This window comes from Mycobacterium nebraskense (genome assembly GCF_002102255.1).
GTDB lineage: Bacteria > Actinomycetota > Actinomycetes > Mycobacteriales > Mycobacteriaceae > Mycobacterium > Mycobacterium nebraskense.
In genome coordinates, this window is sequence record NZ_LQPH01000173.1 from 21,950 (window position 1) to 46,191 (window position 24,242).

The 24,242-nt window shown below is 67.3% G+C and carries 24 protein-coding genes; 5 read left to right on the top strand and 19 right to left on the bottom strand.

The window, feature by feature from the left end; all coding sequences use genetic code 11:
- Position 1 precedes the first annotated feature (1 nt).
- The 3 genes from mftC to mftA are packed head-to-tail and all read right to left on the bottom strand — an operon-like array spanning position 2 to position 1,553.
- A complete protein-coding gene (mftC, locus tag AWC17_RS27365; RefSeq protein WP_046186815.1) occupies positions 2-1,189 on the bottom strand; it encodes a mycofactocin radical SAM maturase in 1,188 nt (395 codons plus the stop codon).
- Positions 1,186-1,458: a mycofactocin biosynthesis chaperone MftB gene (gene mftB, locus AWC17_RS27370; protein WP_231588695.1), complete on the bottom strand. Its 273-nt coding sequence runs from the start codon at positions 1,456-1,458 to the stop codon at positions 1,186-1,188. Before mftB ends, mftC begins: the two co-directional genes overlap by 4 nt.
- A 5-nt stretch (positions 1,459-1,463) precedes the next feature.
- Positions 1,464-1,553: a mycofactocin precursor MftA gene (gene mftA / locus AWC17_RS32325; protein ID WP_046186817.1), complete on the bottom strand. Its 90-nt coding sequence runs from the start codon at positions 1,551-1,553 to the stop codon at positions 1,464-1,466.
- A 98-nt stretch (positions 1,554-1,651) separates the two neighbouring features.
- Between mftA and mftR the strand changes: the two genes are divergently transcribed.
- Both mftR and AWC17_RS27380 read left to right on the top strand, forming a co-directional pair.
- Positions 1,652-2,248: a mycofactocin system transcriptional regulator gene (mftR, locus tag AWC17_RS27375; RefSeq protein ID WP_046186818.1), complete on the top strand. Its 597-nt coding sequence runs from the start codon at positions 1,652-1,654 to the stop codon at positions 2,246-2,248.
- Positions 2,245-3,291, top strand: coding sequence for a DUF2332 domain-containing protein (locus AWC17_RS27380; protein ID WP_047323364.1), 1,047 nt, complete (start codon positions 2,245-2,247; stop codon positions 3,289-3,291). Before mftR ends, AWC17_RS27380 begins: the two co-directional genes overlap by 4 nt.
- A 14-nt stretch (positions 3,292-3,305) precedes the next feature.
- On the opposite strand, the gene AWC17_RS27385 is transcribed toward AWC17_RS27380, so the two are convergent.
- From AWC17_RS27385 to AWC17_RS27425, 9 genes are all read right to left on the bottom strand, one after another.
- Complete coding sequence (locus tag AWC17_RS27385; protein ID WP_046186861.1) at positions 3,306-4,481, bottom strand: NAD(P)/FAD-dependent oxidoreductase; 1,176 nt, start codon at positions 4,479-4,481, stop codon at positions 3,306-3,308.
- A gap of 25 nt (positions 4,482-4,506) precedes the next feature.
- On the bottom strand, positions 4,507-5,325 hold the full coding sequence (locus AWC17_RS27390; RefSeq protein WP_082123219.1) for a mycofactocin-coupled SDR family oxidoreductase: 819 nt from the start codon (positions 5,323-5,325) through the stop codon (positions 4,507-4,509).
- 49 nt (positions 5,326-5,374) lie between these two features.
- Entirely contained in the window at positions 5,375-6,205 is an 831-nt protein-coding gene (locus AWC17_RS27395; protein WP_046186862.1) for an SHOCT domain-containing protein, read from the bottom strand.
- An 89-nt stretch (positions 6,206-6,294) separates the two neighbouring features.
- Entirely contained in the window at positions 6,295-7,044 is a 750-nt protein-coding gene (locus AWC17_RS27400) for a PE family protein (protein ID WP_082147610.1), read from the bottom strand.
- A gap of 136 nt (positions 7,045-7,180) precedes the next feature.
- Positions 7,181-8,371, bottom strand: coding sequence for an elongation factor Tu (tuf, locus tag AWC17_RS27405; protein ID WP_046185963.1), 1,191 nt, complete (start codon positions 8,369-8,371; stop codon positions 7,181-7,183).
- A gap of 99 nt (positions 8,372-8,470) precedes the next feature.
- Complete coding sequence (gene fusA, locus AWC17_RS27410; RefSeq protein WP_082123155.1) at positions 8,471-10,576, bottom strand: elongation factor G; 2,106 nt, start codon at positions 10,574-10,576, stop codon at positions 8,471-8,473.
- 84 nt (positions 10,577-10,660) lie between these two features.
- The gene (gene rpsG / locus AWC17_RS27415) at positions 10,661-11,131 is read right to left on the bottom strand and encodes a 30S ribosomal protein S7 (protein ID WP_007167813.1); all 471 of its coding nucleotides are present in this window, start codon (positions 11,129-11,131) and stop codon (positions 10,661-10,663) included.
- A complete protein-coding gene (gene rpsL / locus AWC17_RS27420) occupies positions 11,131-11,505 on the bottom strand; it encodes a 30S ribosomal protein S12 (protein ID WP_007167812.1) in 375 nt (124 codons plus the stop codon). Before rpsL ends, rpsG begins: the two co-directional genes overlap by 1 nt.
- Before the next feature lie 244 nt (positions 11,506-11,749).
- Entirely contained in the window at positions 11,750-12,394 is a 645-nt protein-coding gene (locus AWC17_RS27425) for a TetR/AcrR family transcriptional regulator (RefSeq protein ID WP_046185962.1), read from the bottom strand.
- Between the two features lie 138 nt (positions 12,395-12,532).
- Here AWC17_RS27425 and AWC17_RS27430 point away from each other — a divergent pair, with 138 nt between their 5' ends.
- The 3 genes from AWC17_RS27430 to AWC17_RS27440 all read left to right on the top strand — a co-directional run bounded on the left by AWC17_RS27430 (position 12,533) and on the right by AWC17_RS27440 (position 14,396).
- Positions 12,533-12,901, top strand: a complete 369-nt coding sequence (locus AWC17_RS27430) for a DUF3060 domain-containing protein (protein WP_046185961.1) — start codon at positions 12,533-12,535, stop codon at positions 12,899-12,901.
- A gap of 43 nt (positions 12,902-12,944) precedes the next feature.
- Entirely contained in the window at positions 12,945-13,430 is a 486-nt protein-coding gene (locus AWC17_RS27435) for a DUF3060 domain-containing protein (RefSeq protein WP_372517381.1), read from the top strand.
- A gap of 177 nt (positions 13,431-13,607) precedes the next feature.
- Positions 13,608-14,396 carry a DUF732 domain-containing protein gene (locus AWC17_RS27440; RefSeq protein ID WP_047323383.1) on the top strand — a complete coding sequence of 263 codons (789 nt, stop codon included), beginning with the start codon at positions 13,608-13,610 and terminating at the stop codon, positions 14,394-14,396.
- Between the two features lie 22 nt (positions 14,397-14,418).
- Here the strand turns inward: AWC17_RS27440 and AWC17_RS27445 are convergent, their stop codons facing one another.
- From AWC17_RS27445 to AWC17_RS27475, 7 genes are all read right to left on the bottom strand, one after another.
- Positions 14,419-15,186 (bottom strand): crotonase/enoyl-CoA hydratase family protein, encoded by a 768-nt coding sequence (locus AWC17_RS27445; RefSeq protein WP_047323365.1) that lies wholly within the window; start codon positions 15,184-15,186, stop codon positions 14,419-14,421.
- Entirely contained in the window at positions 15,183-15,902 is a 720-nt protein-coding gene (locus AWC17_RS27450) for a PaaX family transcriptional regulator C-terminal domain-containing protein (RefSeq protein ID WP_046184741.1), read from the bottom strand. Before AWC17_RS27450 ends, AWC17_RS27445 begins: the two co-directional genes overlap by 4 nt.
- 3 nt (positions 15,903-15,905) lie before the next feature.
- Positions 15,906-16,844, bottom strand: a complete 939-nt coding sequence (locus AWC17_RS27455; protein ID WP_046184740.1) for a crotonase/enoyl-CoA hydratase family protein — start codon at positions 16,842-16,844, stop codon at positions 15,906-15,908.
- An 8-nt stretch (positions 16,845-16,852) separates the two neighbouring features.
- Positions 16,853-18,490: an acyl-CoA dehydrogenase family protein gene (locus tag AWC17_RS27460; RefSeq protein WP_046184739.1), complete on the bottom strand. Its 1,638-nt coding sequence runs from the start codon at positions 18,488-18,490 to the stop codon at positions 16,853-16,855.
- Positions 18,491-18,541: 51 nt separating this feature from the next.
- Positions 18,542-19,372 carry an extracellular catalytic domain type 1 short-chain-length polyhydroxyalkanoate depolymerase gene (locus AWC17_RS27465; protein ID WP_046184738.1) on the bottom strand — a complete coding sequence of 277 codons (831 nt, stop codon included), beginning with the start codon at positions 19,370-19,372 and terminating at the stop codon, positions 18,542-18,544.
- 2 nt (positions 19,373-19,374) lie between these two features.
- Positions 19,375-20,130: a deoxyribonuclease IV gene (locus tag AWC17_RS27470; RefSeq protein ID WP_046184737.1), complete on the bottom strand. Its 756-nt coding sequence runs from the start codon at positions 20,128-20,130 to the stop codon at positions 19,375-19,377.
- 133 nt (positions 20,131-20,263) lie between these two features.
- Positions 20,264-24,214, bottom strand: a complete 3,951-nt coding sequence (locus AWC17_RS27475) for a DNA-directed RNA polymerase subunit beta' (protein ID WP_046184736.1) — start codon at positions 24,212-24,214, stop codon at positions 20,264-20,266.
- Positions 24,215-24,242: the final 28 nt, after the last annotated feature.

Genomic DNA, 24,242 nt, shown 5'->3' on the forward strand with positions numbered 1-24,242 from the left:
GCTATAGGGGACTTTCGTTGCAGAGGCGCGCGGGTGGCACGTCGGGTGGTCGCACGGACAGCGTCAGGGGCACCGGCTGGCGAACCCGTCGCCCGTGAGAATGGTCGGCCCTGGGGCGCGGCGTCTCACGCCGGCGGGCCAGTGCCGACGCGCTGTGCCCCTGGACGCACTCGGGATCCGGCCCATCCATCGGCAGGCCGGTGAAGAACTTGGCCGCCATGCAACCGCCCCGGCAGGCGTCGTAGTGCCCGCAGCTGCCGCAAGCGCCGGCGGACTGCGGTTCACGCAGCTCACGGAACAGCGGTGCGTTCTTCCAGACATTGTCGAATCCGTTGTCTGTCAACACGTTTCCGGCCAGGAAGCGGTCGTGGATGGCGAACGGGCATGCGTACACGTCACCCACCGGGTCGATCAGGCACACCACCCGGCCGGCGCCGCACATGTTCAGGCCAGCCAACGCGCCGGACGAACCCAGCGGCGACAGGTGGAAGAAGGAGTCACCGGTGAGCACCCGTTCACCCTTGGCCACCAGCCAGTCGTAGAGCTGGACCTGCTGGGCCGCGGTGGGGTGCAGGTCCTCCCAGACGTCCGCGCCCCGCCCCGAGGGACGTAACCGGGTGATCCGCAGGGTGGCACCGTAACGGCTTGCCAGCGCGGCGAATTCGTCGAGCTGGTCGACGTTGTGCCGGGTGACGACGACGGAGATCTTTGCGTCCGCAAACCCCGCAGCGGCCAGGTTCTCCAGCGCGCGCACGGCCATGGCGAAGGACCCCGGACCGCGGACCGCGTCATTGACCTCCGCGGTGGCGCCGTCGAGTGAAATCTGGACATCGACGTAATCGCTGGCGGCCAACCGGGCGGCGACCTCTTCGGTGATGCGCACCCCGTTGGTGGAGAACTTCACCCCCACGTGGTGTGCGGTCGCGTAGTCCACCAGCTCCCAGAAGTCCGGGCGCACGGTGGGCTCCCCGCCGCCGATGTTGACGTAGAACACCTGCATGCGTTCCAGCTCGTCGATGATGTCCATGCACTGCCGGGTCGACAGCTCCCGCGGATCCCGCTTGCCCGAGGACGAAAGGCAGTGCACGCATGCCAGGTTGCAGGCGTACGTCAGCTCCCACGTCAGGCAGATCGGCGCGTCCAGTCCGCTCTCGAACTGCTCGATGAGCCGCGGCACGGTGGCTGTCATGGAACCTCCTGGGGTACCAACATCTTCGAATCGGCCAACACACCCAGCGCGTGCAAGTACGGCGCCTCACCCGAGTCGTCCACGCCCGCCGCGCGGCAGGCGGAATGAACGTCGGGATGGTCGGCCAGCGACCGCACCACCGTGAGAATGGTGCGGTTTTTCAGAAAGGACAGCTTGCGGGTGCCGAAGTGGTAGAGCAGCGCCCCGAACGGTTCCGGTCGAACCGCCACTTGCGGGTGCAACCGCCAGCCGCGGTCAGGGTCGAACACGCGCGTCAGTACACCCCGCACATGCCGTCGATGGACACCTCTTCGACCAGGGTCTCGGTGACGAGCTGGGTCTCGGTCTCGGTTTCGTGGTCCACGGGTCATTGCCTTTCGTCGGTTCTTGACAACGATGGGGATCGAGTCACAAGCTTCGTCAGAATATGGCATCGAGTGCCGAAATGGAAGGGCGGGTGTCATGGTGCCGCAGCCGCGGGTGGGCCGTCGCCGCTCGACAACGCCGCACCACATCACCGACGTCGCCATCGAGCTGTTCAGCGCCCGCGGTTTCGCCGACGTCAGCGTCGATGACGTCGCGCAGGCGGCCGGCATCTCGCGGCGAACGCTGTTCCGCTATTACGCGTCCAAGAACGCCATCCCGTGGGGCGACTTCGATACCCACCTCGCGCACCTGCGCGACCTACTCGACAACGTCCATCCGCAGGTTCCGCTGGGCCAGGCGCTGCGCGATGCGCTCTTGGCGTTCAACACCTTTGACGAGTCCGAGACCGCGCGGCACCGCCAGCGCATGCGGGTCATCCTGCAAACCGCTGAACTACAGGCCTATTCGATGACGATGTACGCCGGCTGGCGCGAGGTGATCGCCGGCTTCGTGGCCCGCCGGTTGGACTGCAAGACGACCGACCTGCTGCCCCAGACCGCCGCCTGGACCATGCTCGGAGTGGCATTGAGCGCCTACGAGCACTGGCTCGGCGACGAGTCCGTTCCGCTGCCGACCGCACTGGGCAACGCGTTCGACGTTGTTCGCGCCGGCCTGGACAGGCTGGATCGGTGACCGGCGACCACCTGCTGGAGACCCTGCGCGCGCAGGGCCGGTTCTGCGCCCGTTCGGGCTCACCGATGTACGGCGAGCTTTTCGAGCTGGTGGCCAGTGACGTCGCGGCCGGCGGCGTCTTCGCGGCCATCCTGTCCGGGCACGAGGACGACCCCGCGCGCCTCGCGGTGCCGCTGCGGCTATTCGGCGGGCTGCACCGGTTGGTGCTCGACGGCCGGGCACCGCGATTGCGCCGGTGGTATCCCAGCACCGGGGGCAGCTGGGACGCCGAGTCGGCGTGGCCCGAAATCGAGGACGCCGCGGCCGACCACGCCGAGGCGCTGCGGGCGGCGTTGCGGCAACCGCCACAGACGAACGAGGTCGGGCGATCCGCCGCGCTGATCGGTGGCCTGTTGCATGTCAATCACGAATCCGACTTGCCGGTAAGGCTTTTCGATATCGGCTCGAGTGCGGGCCTGAACCTGCGCGCGGATCATTACCGTTACCGATTCGCCGGCGGCCAGTGGGGACCGCACGATTCGCCGGTCACCATCGAGGACGCGTGGCGCGGCGCACTGCCGCCCCACGGCGAGGTGCGGATCGTCGAGCGGCACGGCTATGACATCGCCCCCATCGACGTCAGCGGAGCCGACGGGGCGCTCACCGTGTTGAGCTACGTCTGGCCCGACCAGACGGCCCGGCTCGAACGGCTGCGCGGCGCCATCGAGGTCGCCCGGGAGGTGCCGGCCCGGCTGCACCGCCAGACGGCGGCCGACGCGGTCGCCGGCCTGACGCTGGCCGCGGGCGCGCTGACGGTGCTGTGGCATTCGATCACCTGGCAGTACCTGTCCGACGAGGAGCGGGACACGGTCCGCGCCCGGGTTCGCGCCCTGGGCGCGCAGGCGGATGAGCAATCGCCGTTGGTCCACCTGACCCTGGAGCCGGCGCGCGACCGGCCCGACTCACCGATCCGATTCCTCATACGAGCGCGTCGCTGGCCGGGCGGCGAACTCGAGATTCTCGGCGAATCCCATCCGCACGGCCCGCCGGTGCACTGGCGGTAGGCGCGGCCAGGTAGTCAGCCCAGCATGTCCGAAATGGGCGCGCCGGCGGCGATCTTGCCGCGGACCTTCATGACCTTGCCGGGCATCCCGCCGCCGACCACCCCGACCAGCACCCCGTCACGCTCGTAGTAGGCCAGGAACTTGCGGCCGTCGTCTTCGACGAGGTGGACGGTGTCGGTGGCTTCGGGCTCTCCGAGGCACTGGATCTTGACGTCGTATTGGTCGCTCCAGAAGTACGGGACCACCACGGCCGACGACACGTCCTGCCCCAGCATCGCGGGCACCACGACGCGGGTCTGGTCGGCGACGTTGCTCCAATGTTCCACGCGCGCCTGGTGTCCCGTCGCGTCACGCCACGAGGCGACGTCACCGAGCGCCCACACGTTCGGCGCGCTGGTCCGTCCGGCCTCGTCGCAGAGCACGCCGTTGTCGACCTCGATGCCGCTGCCCTCGAGCCAGTCGGTCGCCGGGTGTGACCCGATGCCGATGACCACCAGGTCGGCCGCCAGCTCGCTGCCGTCGGACAGCACCACGGTGTCCACCCGCCCGTCCCCGCGCACCTCGGCCACGCCGACACCTAGGCGGACGTCGACCCCTTCCTCGCGGTGCAGGCGCGCGACCAGCTCGCCGATCCGCTCGCCGAGCACCGACGCCAGCGGCGTCGGCTGCGGCTCGACCAACACCACGTCCACCCCGAGGCTGCGCAGGCTGGCCGCCACCTCGCAGCCGATGAAGCCGGCGCCGATGACGACGGCGCGCTGCGCGGCGGACGCGTGCTCGCGCAGCGCCATGCTTTCGTCGAAGGTGCGCAGCACCCGGATGCCCTCCAGGTCCGGCAGCGTCGGGATGCGTCGCGGCACCAAGCCGGTCGCGATGACGAGTTCGTCGTAGCCGATCACGGACCCGTCGGCCAGCGTCACCGTCTGCGCCTCGGTGTCCAGGCTGGTGGCAGCCGCACCCAGTCGCAGGGTGATGTCGTTCTCGTCGTACCACTCGCGGGGTTTGAGGGCCACGTCGTCGACCTCTTTGCGCAGCACCTCTTTTGACAGCGGCGGGCGGTCGTAGGGCACGTGCACCTCGTCGCTGACGATCGTGACGCGGCCGGCGTACTCCGATCGGCGAAGTTGCTCGGCGGTACGGGCGGCGGCCAGACCGCCACCGACGATCACAATTCCGTTGCTACCGGTCACGTGGAGTTCATACCACGGTGGCCGATCAGTACTTCAAGGCGCCCTTGTCCACGGGGACCTGCGTGCCCGTCACTGTGCCGGACCCGTCGCCAGCTAGCCACGCCACGACATCGGCCACCTCGTCGGGCGACATGAAGCCGTTGGGCTGCAAGGGCATCGGGGGGAAGCTGTGCACGAAGCTGGGATGGCGGGCAAATATCTCCATCATCGCCTCCGGCTCGATCATCGGGGTGTCGACCGAGTAGGGATGGATGGAGTTCACCCGGATGCTGTATTCGCCGAGCTCGATGGCGAGGGTGTTGGTGAGCGCGGTGAGTCCGTGCTTGCTGGCCGAGTAATGTCCGTTGCCCGGCGTGGCTTTCAGCCCCGCCGACGAGCTGACCACCACGATCGAGCCCCCGTTGCCGGCTTCGATCATCGCGGGCACGGTCGCGCGCAGCGTGCGCCAGGTGCCGGTCAGGTTGACCCCGATCACCGTGTCCCACTGCTCATCGGTGAGCTCCCACAGCCGGCCCCAGCTCAAGACTCCGGCGTTGGCCACCACGATGTCGAGCCGGCCGAATTGTTCGACCCCGTCGGCCACGAGTTGGCGCAGCGCGGCGTCGTCCCGGATGTCCGCCTCGCGGGCCAGCACCTTGCGACCCTCGGCTTCCACCAGGCGGACGGTCTCGCTGAGGTCCTCCGGCGTGGCCGGCGAGTAGGTCAGGCTCTTCGACGCAGGCGCGCAGATGTCGAGCGCGATGATGTCGGCGCCTTCCCGTGCCAGCCGCACCGCGTGCGAACGACCCTGGGCGCGGGCGGCGCCGGTGATGAAAGCCACCCGCCCCTGCAGTGATTCAGCCACGACGCCAGGCTAGCAGCGAAACTGGAACCTGTTCTAACTCGCCCGGCGATCAGATTTCGGAGATGATCTGGGCCCGCCGGCTGTTGTACTCCTGATCGGTCAGCGCACCGCTGGCGCGCAGCGTCTCGAGCTCCTGCAGCCGCTGACCGATCGACGGTTGCGGCGGCGTGGCCACCGGTGCCGGCCCCCCGGCAGTGGCCGGCTGGGCTGCCGGCGCCTGTTGTTCGGCCGCCCGGCGCACCACCGCCTGGATCTGCTGGCGCAGCACCGGGTTCGACCGGATGTCGACCATCCGGTCGAGCGGGACGTTGTTGGCCTTGAGGATCTGCAGGATCTCCATCAACGGGCCGGCCTGTCCGCTCAGGTCGTAAGTCGTGTTGTCTTCGGCCACGGTGAACTGCGCTGGTACCAGGCCGTTGACCAAAGCGCTTCGCTCCCAGTCGATTCGGTATTCGTTGGTGGTGGGATTGACCAGCACCACGACCTTGCGCGCGCTGAGGTTGCCGAGCCGGGTCACGCTGGCGATCACCCGGTCTTCGCTGTCGAACGGCAGAAACCCGGGCCCGGAGATGTGCAGATGCACCTTCACCACCTGCTGGTTGTTGATCCACGTCCCCGTCTCGGTGACCCCGGTGATCTGAGCGAGCGCCAGCACCCCGCTCTGCTCGAGCTCCGCCGTCTTGGCCGAGGATTTGGCGCCGTAGTTGGCCAACGCGAGCGCGATCAGCACGTCAGCCACGGTGATGAGCAGGCCGACGTAGAACATCCACTGCAGCAGGCTGCCGAGCCCGAGGGTGAAGTAGACGATCAAGAAAATCGGCCCGACCAGGCCGCCGCACAGCAAAACCACCAACTGTGCCTTCAGGTAGCGCGCCAACACGCGTGTCTCCTTACCCTTGCTGGAAATTTCGTGTCAGATTAGCTTTCGCGGTCTCACCGCGAGTGCCATACGCGCAGACGGACCGGGTGTCAGTCGACCTTGGGTATCACTGCCGGCGCCGGGCGTGCCGAAGACCCCGCCTGCGCCGCCGTGGTCGGCGAATGGGCTGACACCAACTTCGTCGGCGTGGCGGTCGACACCGGCATCGCCGGGGCCGCGGCGGCCGGCGCCGTCTCAACCTGCGCCGGCGCCGACACGAGCGGACTGACCGGCGCCGGTGCCGGCGCTGCGGGCTGCGTGGCGGCCGGTGCATAGGCGGGCGTCACCATCCGCACCGGCGTCGCCGACGTGCTGGCCGGGGCCAGCGCGGCCGGCCCGGTGGTGGCGGCCACCGCCGGACTCGCCTGTGCCTGCGCGCCCGCGATCGCCGAAGCCGGCGCGACCGCCGACATCAGGGGTCCCGCCGGTACACCCGGCGCCGAACCACCCGCGGCTGTCGCCGCCGGCAGCTGCGCCGCCATCGACGCGGGCGCCGCCGCGCTCTGCAAGGGCGAGGTGTTAGCAGCCTCGGTGGCGAGATACTGCGCCGTGCCGCCATTCATCAGCTGTACGAACTGGTCGTGAAACGCCGCGGCTTGAGCGCTGAGCGCCTGGTACACCTGGGAGTGCGCGTCGAACAGGGCCGCGATGTTGGTCGACACCTCGTCAGCACCCGGAGCGAGCACGCTCGACGTGGGGCCCAGCGCCATTGAGTTCGCCGACGTGATCGTCCACCCGATTCTGGCTAAATCCGACGCCGCGGCGGCGACGTACTCAGGCGTCGCGAATACGAAGGACATCCGAACCTCCCGGCCATCTTCCGCCCCCGACACCCTTATCACGGGATCGTAGCGGAGCCGGCCGCGGTTGGCTCGGTAAAACGCATAAAGCCCGGATTGCCGAAATCGGCAATCCGGGCTTTATGGCTAGCCAGACCTAGTTGATGATCTTGACGACCCGGCCGGCGCCGACGGTGCGGCCACCCTCGCGGATCGCGAACCGCAGACCCTCGTCCATGGCCACGGGCTGGATCAGCTTGACCGAGATGTTGGTGTTGTCACCGGGCATCACCATCTCGGTGCCCTCCGGCAGCGTCACCACACCGGTCACGTCGGTGGTCCGGAAGTAGAACTGCGGACGGTAGTTGTTGAAGAACGGCGTGTGCCGGCCACCCTCGTCCTTGGACAGGATGTAGACGCTGCCCTCGAATTCGGTGTGCGGCGTGGTGGTGCCGGGCTTGACCACGACCTGGCCACGCTCGACGTCCTCACGCTTGATACCACGCAGCAACAGCCCGACGTTGTCGCCGGCCTGGCCCTGGTCCAGCAGCTTGCGGAACATCTCCACACCGGTGACCGTGGTCTTGGTGCTGGTCGGCTTGATGCCGACGATCTCGACTTCCTCGTTCACGTTGATCACACCGCGCTCGACACGACCGGTGACCACGGTGCCACGACCGGTGATCGTGAAGACGTCCTCGACGGGCATCAGGAACGGCTTGTCGGTCTCGCGGACCGGGTCCGGGATCGACTCGTCGACCGCGTCCATCAACTCCTCGACGGACTTCACCCAGTCGGCGTCACCCTCGAGCGCCTTGAGCGCCGAGACGCGGATCACCGGAGCCTCCTCGTCGAACTCCTGGGCGGCCAGCAGTTCGCGGACCTCCAGCTCGACGAGCTCAAGCAGCTCCTCGTCGTCGACCATGTCGGCCTTGTTCAGGGCCACCAGGATGTAGGGCACCCCGACCTGACGCGCGAGCAGCACGTGCTCACGGGTCTGGGGCATCGGGCCGTCGGTCGCCGCAACCACCAGGATCGCGCCGTCCATCTGGGCCGCGCCGGTGATCATGTTCTTGATGTAGTCGGCGTGACCCGGGGCGTCCACGTGGGCGTAGTGACGCTTCTCGGTCTGGTACTCCACGTGGGAGATGTTGATCGTGATACCGCGCTGACGCTCCTCGGGCGCGTTGTCGATCTGGTCGAAGGCGCGCGACTCGTTGAGGTTCGGGTACTTGTCATGCAGAACTTTGGTGATCGCCGCGGTCAGCGTGGTCTTGCCGTGGTCAACGTGACCAATGGTCCCGATGTTGACGTGCGGCTTCGTCCGCTCGAACTTCGCCTTCGCCACTTCTGTGTCCTCCTGGACTTGTTGGTGCTTGTTAAAGCAGTGTTGATGTTGTTGTAAGTGCCGCGGTGGTAACCGGGCCAGGTTACTCCGAGCTGATGTTCACTCGCCCGTCGCCTTGGCGATGATCTCCTTCGAGACGTTCGCCGGGACTTCGGCATACGAGTCGAACACCATGGAGTAGTTCGCCCGGCCTTGAGTCTTGGACCGCAGGTCGCCGACGTAACCGAACATCTCCGACAGCGGCACGTGCGCCCGAACGACGCGCGCACCAGCCCGCTCCTCCATGGCCTGGATCTGGCCACGGCGGGAGTTAAGGTCGCCGATCACGTCACCCATGTAGTCCTCGGGTGTGGTCACTTCGACCGCCATGATCGGCTCGAGGATCACCGGCTGGGCTTGCTGCGCAGCCTTTTTCAGCACCTGTGACCCTGCAATCTTGAACGCCATCTCCGAGGAGTCAACCTCGTGGTAGGCACCGTCGAGCAAGGTGACCTTCAGGTTCACCAGCGGGTAGCCGGCCAGCACGCCGTACTGCATCGCGTCCTGGGCGCCCGCGTCCACCGACGGGATGTACTCCCGCGGGATGCGACCTCCGGTGACCTTGTTCTCGAACTCGTAGGTCGCACCGTCCTCGCCGTGGAACGGTTCGAGGCTGATCAGCACCTTCGCGAACTGGCCGGAACCACCGGTCTGCTTCTTGTGGGTGAACTCGACCTTTTCCACCGTCCGCTTGATGGTCTCCTTGTAGGCCACCTGTGGCTTGCCCACGTTGGCCTCGACCTTGAACTCGCGGCGCATCCGGTCGACCAGGATGTCCAGGTGCAGTTCGCCCATTCCACCGATCACGGTCTGGCCGGTCTCGACGTCCTGGTGCACCTTGAACGTCGGGTCCTCCTCCGCGAGCTTCTGGATGGACAGGCTCAGCTTCTCCTGGTCGCTCTTGGTCTTCGGCTCGATGGCGACCTCGATCACCGGGTCGGGGAAGGTCATCGACTCGAGCACGATCTGGTGGTTCGGGTCGCTCAGGGTGTCACCGGTGGTGGTGTCCTTGAGCCCGATCACCGCGTAGATGTGGCCCGCCGAGGCGGTCTCCACCGGGTTCTCCTTGTTGGAGTGCATCTGGAACAGCTTGCCCAGCCGCTCCTTCTTGCCCTTGGTGGCGTTGATGACCTGGCTGCCGGAGTCGACCTTGCCCGAATAGACCCGGACGTAGGTCAGCTTGCCGAAAAACGGGTGCGTGGCGACCTTGAACGCCAGCGCCGAGAACGGCTCGTCGGTCGACGGCTTGCGGACGATCTCCTCGTCCTCCTTGCCCGGTGCGTGGCCGACGGCCGGCGGCACGTCCAGCGGCGAGGGCAGGTAGTCGATGACGGCGTCCAGCATCGGCTGCACACCCTTGTTCTTGAACGCGCTACCGCACAGCACCAGGTAGGCCTCGGAACTGATGGTGAGCTTGCGCAGCGCACCCTTGATCTCAGCGATCGTCAGTTCCTCGCCACCGAGGTACTTCTCCAGCAACGCCTCGTCGGTCTCGGCGACGGCCTCGAGCAGCTTGGTGCGGTACTCGTCGGCCTTCTCCTGCAATTCGGCAGGGATGTCGATGGTCTCGTAGGTCTCACCGAGCTTGGTCTCGCCGCGCCACACCTTGGCCTTCATCTCGACCAGGTCGACGACGCCCTCGAAGTCGCCTTCGGAGCCGACGGGCAGCTGGATCGGGATGACGTTGGCGCCGAGGCGCTCTTCCATCGTGCGGACCGAGAAGTAGAAGTCGGCGCCGATCTTGTCCATCTTGTTGACGAAGCAGATCCGCGGGACGTCGTACTTGTCGGCCTGACGCCACACCTGCTCGGACTGCGGCTCGACACCCTCCTTGCCGTCGAAGACGGCGACGGCACCGTCGAGCACGCGCAGGCTGCGCTCCACCTCGACGGTGAAGTCGACGTGCCCAGGGGTGTCGATGATGTTGATCTGGTTGTCGTTCCAGAAGCAGGTGGTAGCTGCGGAGGTGATGGTGATACCCCGCTCCTGCTCCTGCTCCATCCAGTCCATGGTGGCGGCGCCGTCGTGCACCTCACCGATCTTGTAACTGATACCGGTGTAGTAGAGGATGCGCTCCGTCGTCGTCGTCTTGCCGGCGTCGATGTGCGCCATGATGCCGATGTTGCGGACCTTGGTGAGGTCGGTCAGCACGTCCTTCTGTGCCACAGAAGTCTTCCCACTCTTTCGATTGCTTGGTTGCTGTCTTAGTTGCGTCCGGCCACTCTGCCAGTTTGGCGCCCGGTGCCGCCTCTACCAGCGATAGTGCGCGAAGGCGCGGTTGGCCTCGGCCATTTTGTGGGTGTCCTCACGCCGCTTGACGGAGGCCCCCAGGCCGTTGCTGGCGTCCAGAATCTCGTTCGCCAGCCGCTCGACCATCGTCTTCTCCCGGCGCTGCCGCGAGAAGCTGACAAGCCAGCGCAGCGCCAGCGTGGTGGACCGGTCCGGACGGACCTCGACCGGCACCTGGTAGGTCGCACCGCCGACGCGGCGGCTGCGCACCTCCAGCGCGGGCTTGACGTTGTCGAGAGCGCGCTTGAGGGTGATCACGGGATCGGTGCCCGTCTTGTCCCGGGCGTTCTCGAGCGCACCATAAACAATGCGCTCGGCCAGCGATTTCTTCCCCTGCAAGAGAACTTTGTTCACCAGCTGGGTGACCAGCTGCGACCCGTAGACGGGGTCGTTGACCAACGGACGCTTCGGCGCGGGCCCCTTGCGCGGCATCAGCTCTTCTCCTTCTTGGCGCCGTAACGGCTGCGAGCCTGCTTGCGGTTCTTGACCCCCTGGGTGTCGAGCGAACCGCGGATGATCTTGTACCGCACGCCGGGCAGGTCCTTGACTCGGCCGCCACGCACCAGCACCATCGAGTGCTCCTGCAGGTTGTGGCCCTCGCCCGGGATGTAGGCGGTGACCTCGACCTGGCTCGTCAGCTTCACGCGCGCGACCTTCCGAAGGGCCGAGTTCGGCTTCTTCGGGGTGGTGGTGTACACGCGAGTGCATACGCCACGGCGCTGCGGGCTGCCCTTCAGGGCCGCGGTCTTGACCTTGGCGATCTTGTCGCGGCGACCCTTGCGGACCAGCTGCTGAATCGTTGGCATCTACCGGCTTTCTGTGTTCGTGTTGTGCGTCTGTCGGCTGTTCTCAAGTCTTCGTACTGCAGTTATGTCCGGCCGCACTACCCCACGGCCGGGTGTGTCGCACGCGCCGTGCACCGGAGAAGATCCGATGCGTCGTGGACATGCGAATTCGCCCGGCATCCACTTCCTTACGGTTAGGCGCCGTAAGCCGCCAGGCACGAGCTTCCACAATACCCGCCGCCGGTCTCGCAGGTCAAAGCGGCGGTTAACCCCTGGCACCGTCGTGCGCGACGCGCCGGTCCAGACCCGCCGCGAGCCGCAGCACCATGTCCGAAAACAGGGCGTCGGTGTCGATGTCGTCCATGACACCGGTCATCTCCAGCAGCACGAAGCCATGGAGCGCGGACCAGAATTCCAGCGCCGCGTGGAAGGCCTCGTCGCCGTCGAGACCGTAGGAGGACAGCACCGCGATCACCGGCGCGGCCGCACCCCGGGTCGCCGCGGTGTACTCGGGGTCGTCACCGCCCAGCGGCATCCGGGTGAACGCCGAGTACCGGCCGGGGTGGTGATGGGCATAGCTGCGGTAGGCGCCCGCCATGACCAGCACCGCGTCGTCGCGGGCGCGGCCCTCGCCGACCCTGTTCAGCATCGTGATGATGTCGTCGATGACCCGGATCCGCACCGCGCGGCGCAGGTCCTCCAGGCTGTCCACGTGGTTGTAGAGCGACGGCCCCTTGGTGCCCAGCTGCGTCGCCAGCGCGTTGATGGTGAGGGCGTCCCAGCCCTCCCGGTCCAGGAAGGTCAGCGCGCCGTCGATGATGCCCTCGCGGCTCAGCTTGGCCGGGCGCGAGCCCGTTCTCCCCGCGCGCGGGCGGCCGGCCGCCGATGGCGTGTCCGGCTGAGCTGCCATGGCGGGGCCCTTCGCTTGCGATGATCGGGGTGCTTAACTAATGACTCTAGTTGACGCCGGGCGCGAAACTATTTCAGCCATGGCCGGATGGACGTAATCTCATCGAGCAGATCCACCCGTCACACAAGGGGGCCCGCAGTGAACTGGACAACCGTCGCCGGGTCGCTGGCAACCTGTGTCATCGTCGTCGCCGCAACCCCCGCTCCCGCGGCGCACGCGAAGAACGGCGACACCCACGTCATCGGGGAGGGCGTCGAGCAGACGCTGGACTGCAACGACGCCACGCTGCTGGTCAACGGCACCCGCAACACTGTGACGGCGCTGGGCAATTGCTACGCGGTGACGGTGATGGGCTCGTCCAACACCGTCGTGGCCGACTCGGTCTCGCACGACATCACCGTCTACGGCTACGACCAGACGGTGTTCTACCACAACGGCACGCCGATCCTCTGGGACCGCGGCCGCGAGTTGGGCATGACCAACCGGCTCCAGCAGGTACCCGGCTGAACCCGCATCACATCGCCATCCAACCGAGGGGAATCGAGGAACATTGTCTGCCCACATCTTTGACCGCCCCTGGGGGTTGACCGCGCTCGCCGTGGCACCGACCGTCGCGGCCGTGTTGGTGGCCGGCTGCAGTTCGACGGCCAACCCGCCCGCGGGCTCCACGACGACAACGAAGAGCAGCACGACGACTACGAGCGCCGGCGCGGCGCCGACGACCGGGTCGAGCGGGGAGAGCACCACCGCGTCGGTCGAGATCGGCAACACGCTCAACTACGGGTCGATGGGCACGACCGCGACGCTTGACTGCGCCAGCGGCAAGTCGCTGAACGTCGGCGGTTCGGACAACACCCTCACCATCACCGGCACCTGCGCGACGGTGAGCGTCGGCGGCGCGAACAACAAGATCACCCTGGACAAGGTCGACACCCGCATCAGCGTGGTGGGGTTCAACAACACCGTCACCTACAAAGACGGTGAGCCCAAGGTCGACAACCTGGGCTCGGGCAACACCATCACCAAGGGCGGCTGAGCAGGTCAAAGCGTTGCCGTTGCGCCACAACCATTTTCATACCCAGATGCATTGTGGCCGGGGCCCATGACGCCTCTATTTCTGCAGCCGCGCGGTGTTGGACCTGCACACCGTGCCGACGAGGTGCTGCGGGCGGAGCCGGGGCATATGATGGTGCCGGCAGAACGGAATCCAGCCATGTTCACCGGTACCACTGGGCGCGCCAGCGCGCTGGTCGCCGCCGTCGTGGTGCTGACCGGGGTCGTAATGCTGCCCAACGGCACAGCAACGGCCGACCCCAACCCTGACGATCAGTTTGTGGCGCTGCTCGACCAAAAAGGAATCCCCGCCCTCGAGAACGTGCCAAGCCTCATCGCCACAGCCCATAGAGTTTGTCGCCAACTCGATGGCGGAATGCCGGTGGACGGCGTAGTCGACGACATGAGGGAGCGGGCGTTCAAAGTCAATTCGGCCGGCGGCCAATACCCTCCCGACCGCGTCATGCGCACCATTGCCCGATTCATCTCCGCCTCCGTCGAGGCCTACTGTCCGAGCGATCAACCGAAGATAGCTTCCCTCCAGTCCATGGCAAATCCCGTGCCCGGATCGAACGAACCGACGCAGCGGGGCACATTGAACACGCACAACGCCGCCAGCTCGATCTGGTCTGAGCGTGAGGCGCATGTCGCGTCGATAGGACTGTTTCCCGAGGGGGAAACCGGCGAGCCGGAGCCGCCGCAACTTCCGCCACCACCGCCGCCGACGGCCCACGTCATGACGCCACCCCTGCCGGCCGCGACACCGCCTCCACCCCGACAACCGCCACCACCGGAGCAGGCGCCGCCACCGGGACCGCAACAGGAGCCGCCCGCTGCTCCTGAGCCGGGGAGCCCTCCAGGCGTTGGCGGCCCCGGCGGTGGCGGCACCGGCGGTGGTGCTCCGGAGTCGCCAGCCATGCCGCCCGGCAGGGTGAGGCTCGCACCGTAAGCCACCGAACGGAGGGCGTCGACTAGCCCGTGGGCGCCCCGTGCCGGCCCGCCCCCGCGGCGAACCGCCCGGCCCCCTCGCTCGCCTCGGCGGCGACGCGGGAGATGCTGGCGAATTCGAAGTCGAGCGCCTCGGATTCCGTTGTCCCCCACTGATGTAACGCCGAAAGCCGGTCGGAGCGCAGGCACTGTTGCGGCAGTGCAGCCAGTTGCGCCGCCAGTTCCTCCGCCGCCTGCCGCGCCTGGCCGTTGGGCACGACGCGGTTGGCCAACCCCATGGCGAGCGCTTCGTCGGCCTTGACACCGCGGCCGGTGAGAATCATGTCCATCGCGCGACTTTGCCCGATCAGCCGCGGCAGCCGCACGGTGCCGCCGTCGATCAGCGGCACCCCCCACCGGCGGCAGAACACCCCGAACACGGCGTCCTGCTCGGCCACCCGCAGGTCGCACCAGATGGCCAACTCCAGGCCCCCGGCGACGGCATAGCCGCTCACCGCGGCGATCACGGGTTTGGACAACACCATTCGCGTCGGCCCCATCGGGCCCGGGCCCGTCCGGTGTACGGCGTTGGCGTCGGGTGTGCCGAAGGCCTTCAAATCAGCTCCGGCACAAAAGGTTCCATTATCTCCCCACAGCACGGCGACCGACGCGGTGTCGTCGCGGTCGAACTCGTCGAATGCCGCGTACAGCGCGGCGGCGGTGGGGCCGTTGACCGCGTTGCGCGCCGCCGGCCGGTTCAGGATCACCGTCGTCACCGGGCCGTTGCGCTCGATACGCACCGGATCGCTCATTTTGCCTCCGCAAATAGTGGTTCGCGCCGCTCGAGCAACTCGGTGGCGAAGTCGTGGTACGCCGAACGCAGGCGGGTACCGGGCCAGTCGGCCGGCAACAGTTCGTCGGGCAGCACCGGGTCGGTGAGCAGGTGGCGCACCGTCGCCGCGGCCACCACGAAACGGCCGGGAATGTCTGTCGCGGCGGCCATCTCGTCGAGCAACCGGCCACCGGCCCGCGCCCAGGCGGGCAGGTCCCACAGCTGGGCGGCCAGCTCGGCGGGGTCGTCGTCGCGTGCCCGCAAGACCCGCACCCGGGCCTCGATCTCGGGGTCCAGGTCGAGCTCGAGGTTGTCGGGTCGCATCCAGACGCCTTCGCGCAGTTCACCGAAGCGCTTGCCGTGCATGGCGGTCCGCAGCGCCGCCCGGGTACGCGCGTCGTTGCCCACGCTGGTCACGATGAGCGTGACCCACTCCCCTCGCCACGTCCGAACCCGTGGGTCGATGGCGTCGTCCTGCCGCCGCTGGCGGGCCAGCAGGCGATTCGAGAGCCCGTAGCCGTCGGCGGACCGGATCAGGTCGCCCGCGCCGACCATGCGGGTCAGTGCCACGCGCAGGGTCGTCTCTTTGATGCCGAAATCGGAAGTGAGCCTGATCAATTCACTCGCGCTGGCGCACGCCGGGTGGGCCCCCAGCAGCACGCTGAGCACCACCGACCGGGCCGTCATAGTGGGCATGGGCTATACCTGTGATGCGCGGCGGCCATAGTCACCGAAGGGTTCGTCGCGATGCCGCACCGCCTCCCGGAAGCCGTGCTCGGTCGCGTCGGCGACGAAGGCGTGGCCTTCCGGGGTGTGCCGGGCGACACCGTCGAACACGGTGCTGACCATCCTGCTGGTGGCCACGCCCTGTTGCAGCAGAGCAGAATTCAGCGCGAGCTTGACCATGATCAGCTGGTTGACGGGTACCGCGGCGATCCGTTGCACGAGCCGCTCGGTGCGCTCGTCGAGGTCGGCCGGGTCCGGCGCCTCGACCGCCAGGCCCCATTCGGCGGCTTGCGCGCCGGTGATGCAATCGCCGGTGAACAGCAGGCGCTTGGCGCGCTGGTCGCCGAGCCGGTGCGCCCACAGCCCCGCCGCCGGAACGCCCCATACCCGCGTGGGCGGATAGCCGATCTTGGCGTCGGCGGCGGCGATCACCTGGTCAGCGTGCAGCGCGATATCGGTGCCCCCGGCCACGCAATAGCCGTGGATCTTGACCACCGTCGGCTTGTCGGCGTGCATCAGGCTGGAGAAACCGCGCACGAACCGGCTCATCATCTGGTAGTCGATCATCGGGTCCCACGGCTGGTCGGGTAAGTGGTTGACCGCCTGGGTTTTTCCGCTGAGCACCGTGCCCTGATAGGCGCCGGTTCCGCCGGCCGAGCCGGTGCGGTCGGCGTATGCGCTCAGGTCGAACCCCGCGCAGAAACCCTCGCCGCGGCCGGACACCAGGATGACGTGCACATCGGGGTCGAGGTCGGCACGCTCCACCAGAGCGGAGAGCTCCAGCGGGGTGTCCGCGACGATCGCGTTGCCCTTTTCCGGCCGGTTGAAGGTGATCCGGGCAACCCGATCCGTGACCTCGTAGGTCATCGTCTTCAGGTTGTCGAAGTCGACCCGCCTGATCGCGTGCGTCATCCTGCGGCTCAGCCCTTTACCAGGGCGCGCTCGAGGATCGGGGCCAGATCCAGGCCGGCGGGCATGGTGCCGTAGGCCCCGCCCCACTGGCGGTCCAGCCGGGTGGTCAGGAAGGCCTCGGCGACGGCGGGGTGACCGTGGCGCACCAGCAGCGACCCCTGCAGCCCCAGACAGATGTCCTCGGCGACCTTGCGGGCCCGGTGCGCGATGGTGTCCAGGTCGGTCAGGTCTTGCCGCAGCCGCTCGACATGAGCGCCCAGTCGCGGGTCCGCGCCGGCGCTTTCGGCCAGTTCGGTGAACAGCACCTCGACGCATTCGGGACGAGTGGCCATGGCGCGCAACGTATCCAGCGCGCTGACGTTGCCCGAGCCCTCCCAGATGCCCATCAGCGGCGCCTCGCGGAACAGCCGCGGCATGCCCGAATCCTCGACATAGCCGTTGCCGCCCAGGCATTCCAGCGCCTCGGCGGCGTGCGGGGTGGCGCGCTTACACACCCAGTACTTGCTGGCCGCCAAACCGATGCGGCGCAGCAGCGCCTCCTGCTCGTCGCCGCGCAACGCCTTGTCGGTGGCACCGGCCATCCGCATCGCGACGATGGTGGCAGCCTCGGCCTCCACGGCCAGGTCGGCCAGCACGTTGCGCATCAGCGGCTGGTCGATCAGGTAGGCGCCGAACGCCTTTCGGTGCTGGGCGTGGTGGATGGCCCGGGTCAGGCCGGTGCGCATGCTGGTGGCGCTGCCCAGGGTGCAGTCCAGCCGGGTGAGGTTGACCATTTCGATGATGGTGGGGACGCCGCGGCCCTCCTCGCCCACCAGCCACGCGGTGGCGCCGTCGTATTCGACCTCGCTCGACGCGTTGGCGTGGTTGCCGAGCTTGTCCTTGAGCCGCTGCAGGAACATCCGGTTGCGAGTTCCGTCGGGCAGCACCCGCGGCAGCAGGAAGCACGACAGTCCGCCCGGGGCCTGCGCGAGGACGAGGAAGATGTCACACATCGGCGCCGAGGTGAACCACTTGTGCCCGGTCAGGCTGTAGCTGCCATCAGCGTTGGGGCCGTTCGGGATCGCCTGCGTGGTGCCGGCACGCACGTCGGATCCGCCCTGCTTCTCGGTCATCGACATGCCGGCGGTGATGCCGCGCTTGGTGGTGGCCAGCTTGAGTTCGGGGTCGTATTCGCGGCTGGTCAGCAGCGGCTCGTAAGTTGCCGCGAGTTCGGGGTTGTAGCGCAGCGCGGGGACGACGGCGTAGGTCATCGAGATCGGGCAGGTGTGGCCGGGCTCGACATTCCAGACCGACATCTTCGCGGCCCGCACCACGTGCGCGCCGGGGCGGTCGTCGGCCCACGGCGCGGCGTGGATGCCCGTGGCGATCGCCGTGCGCATCAACTGGTGGTAGGCCGGGTCATACTCGACCTCGTCGACCCGGTGACCGTTCTTGTCGTGGGTGTGCAGGATGGGCCGGTTGCGGTCGGCGAGTTCACCCCACCGCTGGGCTTCGTGGCCGCCCGCGATCGCGCCCACCTCGTTCACCTCTTCCAGGCCCCATTCCCCGCCCTCGCGGATCAGGGCCTCGACGAGCACCGCGGACGTCGCGGGGTTGTAGTTCTCCAGCGGAGGAACCTGGTTGGTGACGACATGCGTATCCGACATGCCACTCATGTTACATTTTCCCGACAGCCGCACAAGAGGTGTAATAGGACATCACCGTGGGTGAGCGGCGAAAAATTGCCACAGCGTCTGGGCGGCGAACGAGGGCCACTCGTGGCCGCCCTGGTCGATCGTGATGAGGGTGACGCCGCGGTTGCCGGCACATCCGGCCGTCGAGGTGGTGACCGGGCCGTCTGTCGTGGTGACCGGGTTTGCACACTGATCAACGTTGCGCCAGAACGTATTCACGGTGGGCACCGAGGGGCCGTTGATGACGCTGAAACCCTGTCCGCCGCCGTAGGGCACAAGCCGATCCGCCGTGCCGTGAATGTGCATGATCGACGCCGGATGTGGGTTGCGGCATCCGTTGAGCTGCGTGCCGGCGACCGGACCGATCGCGGCGAAGATGTCGGTGGTGCAGGCAAGCGTGTAGGACATGATGCCGCCGTTACTCATGCCGGTGACATAGACCCTGGTGGGGTCGGTGCCTACGTGCTTGGCGATGTCAGCGACGGCCGCGGTGATGAAGGCGACGTCATCGACACCTTCTCGTCCCGGCCGGCCGCAGCAGCCTTCCCCGTACACGTTCCAGGCCCGTTCGAGTCCATCCGGGTAGGCGACGAGGAACTTGCCCGAATCGGCCAATTCGTCCCAGCCATAAGCCCGTTCGACTTGCTGGGCGCTCCCGGAATAGCCGTGCAGCGCCACTACGAGCGGAGCCGAAGCGGGTCTTCCCGCAGGCTCGTAGAGCCGATAGCTGCGATCGTGTCCGCCCACATTGATGTGGTGCAAGCTGGTGCCGGTGACGAAGCCCGAGGGCGGCATCGGCGAACAACCCGCGACCAGGAGGGCCACCCCGAGAAGCGTTGCGAGCCGACCGAGCACACTCAGCCGCTGGTGTTTTCCCGCAGGAACGCGATGTCGTCCTTGCGTCCCTCGTCGGCGGTCTCGCAGATGACCGGCGCTTCAGCCGCCTTGACCACCGCAACGAGCAGTTCGGGATCGATCTGGCCGGTGCCGAAGTTGGCGTGCCGGTCGGCGCCTGAGCCCGCCGCATCCCTCGAATCGTTGCAGTGCACCAGGTCGATGCGCCCGGTCAGGGCCTTGATCCTGTCGACGGCATCGATCAGCTCCTCACCCGCGGCCCATGCGTGACAGGTGTCCAGGCAGAAGCCAATTCCCTTGTCGCCGATGTGATCCCATAGTCTGCCGATGGTGTCGAAGTGGCGGGCCATCGCGTGGTCGCCGCCGGCGGTGTTCTCCAGGTACACCTGTACGTCTGTTTCCAGGTAGTCCAGTGCTTTGACCCACCGCTCGAAGCCCGCCTCCATGTCGTCGTCGTCGGCGTGGCCGCCGTGCACGATGACGGCCGTCGCGTTGATTTGGGCGGCCGCGTCGCAGGTGTCCTGCAGGATCTTGCGCGACGGGATGCGGATGCGGTTGTTCGCCGATGCCACGTTGATGAGGTACGGCGCGTGGACGTAGAGCGGCACGGCCGACGCTTTGAGCGTCTCGGCGTCGTCGCGGGGCTTCGGTTTCTTCCAACTCTGCGGGTTGCCGAGGAAGAACTGCACCACGTCGGCGCCGTCCGCCTGCGCTGCGGCCAGCGGGTCGTCGTTGCTGACATGTGAACCGATGAGCACGCGGCCAGTGTAGTTGGGCAGCCCGACGGCGCGAGCGTCACGCTGGCGTGCCGCTGGGATGCGACGGCCACGCTGGCGTGACACCGGGCACACGAAGAAGCCCCGGGCGAACCCGGGGCTTCTTCGTCGTGGACTAGCGGTAGTCGCTGTAGCCGTAGTCGTCCAGCGGGACCGCGGCACCGGTCGCCTGGCCGAAGTCCGGGCTGTAGTACTGATCCTCGTAGGACGGGATCGTGTACGCGGCGGCCCGGGCCTCCTCGGTCGGCTGCACCTGGATGTTGCGGTACCGGTTGATGCCGGTGCCGGCCGGGATCAGCTTTCCGATGATCACGTTCTCCTTCAGACCCTGCAGCTTGTCGCTGCGGCAGTTGATCGCCGCATCGGTCAGCACTCGCGTGGTCTCCTGGAACGACGCCGCACTCAGCCACGAGTCTGTGGCCAGCGACGCCTTCGTGATACCCATCAGCACCGGACGGCCGGCGGCGGGCTCGCCACCCTCGGCCACCACCCGGCGGTTCGACGCCTCGAACTCCGCACGGTCGATCAGCGAGCCGGGCAGGAACTCCGTCGAGCCCGAATCGATGATGGTGACCCGGCGCAGCATCTGGCGCACGATCACCTCGATGTGCTTGTCGTGGATCGACACACCCTGCGCACGGTAGACCTCCTGGACCTCGCGGACCAGGTGGATCTGCACCTCGCGCGGGCCCTGCACGCGCAGCACCTCGTGCGGGTCGGCCGAACCCTCCATCAGCTGCTGACCGACCTCGACGTGGTCGCCGTCGGCCAGCACGCGCTCGGAACCGTCGTCGTGCTTGAACACGCGCAGCCGCTGCCGCTTGGAGAGCTTGTCGTACACGACCTCCTCGCTCCCGTCGTCGGGAACGATGGTGATCTTGTAGAAGCGCTCACCCTCCTCCAGTTGCACCCGCCCGGTGAGGTCGGCGATCGGCGCCTTACCGCGGGGCACCCGGGCCTCGAACAGCTCCTGCACACGCGGCAGACCGCCGGTGATGTCCTCACCGACACCACCCTGGTGGAAGGTACGCATCGTCAGCTGAGTGCCGGGCTCACCGATGGACTGGGCCGCGACGATACCGACGGCCTCGCCGATGTCGACCAGCTTGCCGGTGGCCATGGATCGCCCGTAACAGGTCGCGCAGACGCCGGTGCCGGTGGTGCAGGTCAGCACCGAGCGCACCTTGATCTGCGTGATGCCCGCGGCCAGCAGGGCATCGATCGACGGGTCACCCAGGTCCTCGCCGCGCGCGACGACGACGTTGCCGGCCTCGTCGATGGCGTCGGCGCCCAGAGTCCGTGCGTACGCCGAGGTTTCGATGTACGGGTCGCGGATCAGGGTGCCGTCGGGCTGACGCTCGGCCAGCTCGACGGTGATCCCGCGCTCGGTCTGGCAGTCGTGCTCGCGGACGATGACGTCCTGCGAAACGTCCACCAGACGACGGGTCAGGTAACCCGAGTCGGCGGTACGCAACGCGGTGTCCGCCAGGCCCTTTCGAGCGCCGTGCGTGTTGATGAAGTACTCCAGCACGGTCAGGCCCTCACGGAACGACGACTTGACCGGACGCGGGATGAACTCACCCTTCGGGTTGGTCACCAGGCCCTTCATGCCGGCCAGCGTTCGGGTCTGGGTGAAGTTACCCGTGGCGCCCGAGTCGACGATCGTGATGATCGGGTTGTCGCTGGGGTAGTGCTCCCGCAGCGCCTGACCGACCTCGTCGGTGGCTTCCTTCCAGATCTCCACCAGCGCCTCGTTGCGCTCATCGTGGTTCAAAGCGCCTCGCTGGAACTGCTTTTCGACCTTCTCGGCCCGCTCCTCGTACTGGTCGAGGATCTCCTTCTTGCGCGGCGGGACCAGCACGTCGGCCATCGACACGGTGACACCGCTGCGGGTCGCCCAGTAGAAGCCGGCGTCCTTGAGCTTGTCGACGGTCTGCGCGACCACGATCATCGGGTAGCGCTCGGCCAGGTCGTTGATGATGGCGGCCTGCACCTTCTTGTGCATCTGCTTGTTCACGAAGGGGTAGCCCACCGGCAGCAGCTCGTTGAACAGCACCCGGCCCAGCGTGGTCTCGGCCATCCAGGCATCGCCGGGCTGCCAGCCGTTGACACCGAACAGCTCGGCCTCGATCTCGGCGGCCGGACGCAGCTGCGTCAATCGCACCTTGATCTTGGCCCGCACCGAGAGGACGCCACGGTCGGCGGCCATGATCGCCTCGGCCGGCGAGGAGTACACGCCGACCTCCGGCTGATCCTTGGCTGCCGCCTGGAATTCGCCCTTGTCGCCGTCGACCTCGGTGGTCAGGAAGTACAGCCCGGTCACCATGTCCAGACGCGGCATGGCCAGCGGACGGCCAGAGGCGGGCGACAGGATGTTGTTCGACGACAGCATCAGGATGCGCGCCTCGGCCTGCGCCTCCGCGCTCAGCGGCAAATGCACCGCCATCTGGTCACCGTCGAAGTCGGCGTTGAACGCCTCACACACCAACGGGTGGAGCTGAATTGCCTTGCCTTCCACCAGCATCGGCTCGAAGGCCTGGATGCCCAGCCGGTGCAGGGTGGGCGCGCGGTTCAGCAGCACCGGGTGTTCGGCGATGACCTCTTCGAGAACGTCCCACACCTGGGGACGCTGCCGCTCCACCATTCGCTTGGCACTCTTGATGTTCTGCGCGTGGTTGAGGTCGACGAGTCGCTTCATCACGAAGGGCTTGAACAGCTCCAGCGCCATCAGCTTGGGCAGGCCGCACTGGTGCAGCTTGAGCTGCGGACCGACCACGATGACCGAACGGCCCGAGTAGTCGACACGCTTACCGAGCAGGTTCTGGCGGAACCGGCCCTGCTTGCCCTTCAGCAGGTCCGACAGCGACTTCAGCGGACGGTTGCCCGGCCCGGTGACCGGGCGGCCGCGGCGGCCGTTGTCGAACAGCGCGTCGACGGACTCCTGCAGCATCCGCTTCTCGTTGTTGACGATGATCTCGGGCGCGCCGAGGTCGATCAGCCTCTTGAGGCGGTTGTTGCGGTTGATGACCCGGCGGTACAGGTCGTTCAGGTCGCTGGTGGCGAACCGGCCACCGTCGAGCTGCACCATCGGGCGCAGCTCAGGCGGGATCACCGGGACGGCGTCGAGCACCATGCCCATCGGCGAGTTACCCGACTGCTGGAAGGCGGCGACCACCTTCAGCCGCTTGAGGGCGCGAAGCTTCTTCTGCCCCTTGCCGTTTCGGATGACGTCCCGCAGCGAGTCGGCCTCGGCGTCGATGTCGAAGTTCTCGATGAGCTTCTGGATCGACTCCGCGCCCATGGCGCCGGTGAAGTACTCGCCGTAGCGGTCGACGAGCTCGCGGTAGAGGTTCTCGTCGACGATCAGCTGCTTGGGGGCGAGCTTGGTGAAGGTGCTCCAGATGTCCTCCAGCCGGTCCAGCTCACGCTGGGCCCGGTCGCGGAGCTGGCGCATCTCCCGCTCGCCGCCGTCGCGCACCTTGCGGCGGGCGTCGGCCTTGGCGCCCTCGGCCTCCAGCTCGGCCAGGTCGGCCTCCAGCTTCTGCGCGCGGGCCTCCAGGTCGGCGTCGCGCTGGTCCTCAACGGCCTTGCGCTCCACCATCATTTCGGCCTCGAGCGTGGACAGCTCGTTGTGCCGCATCTCGTCGTCGACCGACGTGATCACGTACGCCGCGAAGTAGATGATCTTCTCGAGATCCTTCGGGGCGAGGTCGAGCAGGTAGCCCAGGCGCGAGGGCACGCCCTTGAAGTACCAGATGTGCGTGACGGGCGCGGCCAGCTCGATGTGGCCCATCCGCTCGCGGCGCACCTTGGCGCGGGTCACCTCGACGCCGCAGCGCTCACAGATGATGCCCTTGAAGCGGACGCGCTTGTACTTGCCGCAGTAGCACTCCCAGTCGCGAGTCGGTCCGAAGATCTTCTCGCAGAACAGGCCGTCCTTCTCCGGCTTCAGCGTGCGGTAGTTGATCGTCTCCGGCTTCTTGACCTCGCCGTAAGACCATTGCCTGATGTCCTCCGCCGTGGCCAGGCCGATACGGAGTTCATCGAAGAAGTTGACGTCGAGCACGTAACTCCCTTTCCCCTTGCGGGTTAGT